We start from the raw sequence: 2363 nt of genomic DNA, 5'->3' as shown, positions 1-2363 counted from the left end.
CCCGCCCGCGGTGGCCGGGAGCTCGTCTCCCTGCCACCGTCGGTCGACCCTGCCTCCTTTCTGCTCTGCCATCCCCTCTTCACGTTGGAGCCCTCATGAACTTCCCTGACCTCGCCGGCCGGGTCGCCGTCGTCACCGGCGGCGCACGCGGCCTCGGCTATTCCCTCGCCTCCGCCCTCGCCCGTCAGGGCGCGAGCGTCGCACTCCTCGATCTGCTCCCGGAGGTCGAGGCATCCGCCGCACGCCTCGCCGAGGAGACCGGTGTGCCGACGGCGTGGGCGACGGTCGACGTCACCGACGCGGCATCCGTCGATGCGGCATTCGCCGCCGTCCGCGGCGCCCTCGGCACCGCCGACATCCTGATCACCGCCGCCGGCATCACCATCTGGGGCGACGCCGCCGAGGTCGAGCCGTCGGCGTGGGCGCGGGTGATCGACATCAACCTGAGCGGCACCTTCTACAGCACGCAGAGCTTCGCGCGTCCGCTCATCGCCGAGGGCCGTTCCGGGTCCGCGATCCTCGTGTCGTCGATGTCGGGGTTCATCGTCAACGTGCCGCAGAACCAGGCGTCGTACAACGCGTCGAAGGCCGCTGTCGCCCACCTGGCGACCTCCCTCGCCGTCGAGTGGGCGCCGGCCATCCGGGTGAACGCGATCGCCCCGGGCTATTTCCTCTCCGACATGACGCGCCAGTTCACCGAGGCGAACCCGGAGCTCGCGGCCGACTGGGTCGCCCGCATTCCGGCCGGACGCATGGGTGAGCCCGCCGATCTCGACGGACTCGTGCTCCTTCTCGCGTCGGACGCCTCGTCGTACCTCACCGGTCAGACGCTGGTGATCGACGGCGGCTACACCGCCATCTGACCGATCGCGGACGTGAGATGACTGCTGGTGCACCGGTCGCGTTCCTCGCCGTCGACCTCGGGTCCTCGAGCGGCCGTGTGATGCTCGGGTTGCTCGACCTCGCCGCCTCGGATCGCGGCGGTCCCGCGTGGACGATCCGCGAGGCCGGACGGTTCGCGAACGTTCCGGTGCGGTCGGCGGACGGGTGGGGATGGGACATCCCCACCCTCTGGGACGGCGTCGTGTCGGGGCTGCGTGCCGGCGTGATCGCAGCCCGCAGGGCGGGCGCCGCGGTCGAAGGCGTCGGCGTCGACTCGTGGGGCGTCGACTACGCGCGCCTGACCACCGACGGGACATTGCGTCCGTTCGTCAGACATCACCGAGACGCGGATGCCGCGCTCGCCGCGCGTACCGCGGCGTCGCGGGACGGCTCCGCCGACTACGCCGTGACGGGCGTGCTCGACCAGGCGATCAACACGGTGCATCAGTTGCGGCAGGATGCCGCCGCCGGCATCGGGACGGCCGATGACCGCATCCTGCTGATCGCGGACACCGTCGTGCACCTGCTGACCGGTGCGGTCGGCGCCGAGACGTCGCTCGCCTCGTCGACCGCGCTCGTCGATCGGGCGACCGACGACTGGTCGGCGGCGCTCGGCGCCGACCTCCCTGCCGCATTTCCCCCGCTGACGACCGCCGGGACGCCCGCCGGCGCGACCCTCCCCGAAGTGAGCGCGCTGATCGGCGCGGCTGATCCGGTGCCGGTGTGGTGGGTGACCGCCCACGACACGGCGGCGGCGTTCTCCGCCGTCGTCGACGCGGTCAGCGCCCCGACGACGGCGGTTGTGTCCGCGGGGAGCTGGGCGGTCACCGGATTGGCCGTCGCCGCCCCGCTGCTCGTCGACGCGGCCCGCGTGGCCGGGTTCACGCAGGAGATCGGTGCACACGGCGAGACGCTCCTCGTGAAGAACCTCAGCGGCATGTGGCTGCTGCAGCAGACGATGCGGGAATGGGCCGAGCTCGACGCCAAGGACGGCCGGCATCCGGTCGATCTGCACGAGCTTCTCCGGGATGCCGCGGCGTCCACGTACAGGGGCACGTTCGACCCGGCCGACCCGACGCTGCAGGCCCCCGACGATCTCGTGGGGCGGCTCGAGTCCGCGTGCGCGGCGTCGGGCGCGCTGCTGCCGGCCACCCGCGCGGATCTGGTGCGTGCCATCCTCGAGAGCCTCGCCCTCGCGTACGCGAGAACCCTCGACCAGCTCGAGGACCTCACCGGGAGCGCGGTGACCGACGTGCGCATCGTCGGCGGCGGCTCCCGCAACGACCTGCTGTGCGCGCTCACCGCGCAGCGCACCGGGCTTCCCGTGATCGCGGGACCCGCCGAGGCATCCGTGCGGGGTCTGCTGTTCCAGCTCGCCGTCGCCGCCGGCCGCCTTCCGGATCTCGCCGCGGCCCGTCACCTGGTCGCCGACGACGGCGAGCCGCCGTTCCGGCGCTACACGCCGCGGACCGACGCCCCCC

2 protein-coding genes are annotated in these 2363 nt (G+C 72.8%); both read left to right on the top strand.

Annotated features, from left to right (window positions below; genetic code table 11):
* The first annotated feature begins 95 nt into the window (after positions 1 to 95).
* A complete protein-coding gene (locus ASG00_RS06820) occupies positions 96 to 863 on the top strand; it encodes an SDR family oxidoreductase (RefSeq protein WP_056207842.1) in 768 nt (255 codons plus the stop codon).
* 17 nt (positions 864 to 880) lie between these two features.
* The coding region (locus ASG00_RS06815) for a rhamnulokinase (protein ID WP_162238360.1) at positions 881 to 2363 on the top strand (1483 nt) is incomplete at its 3' end.

Origin of the sequence: Microbacterium sp. Leaf351, assembly GCF_001423825.1 — a bacterium.
GTDB lineage: Bacteria > Actinomycetota > Actinomycetes > Actinomycetales > Microbacteriaceae > Microbacterium > Microbacterium ginsengisoli.
The sequence above is the reverse complement of the archived record's forward strand: the minus strand, read 5'-3'. Positions and strand labels throughout refer to the sequence as shown.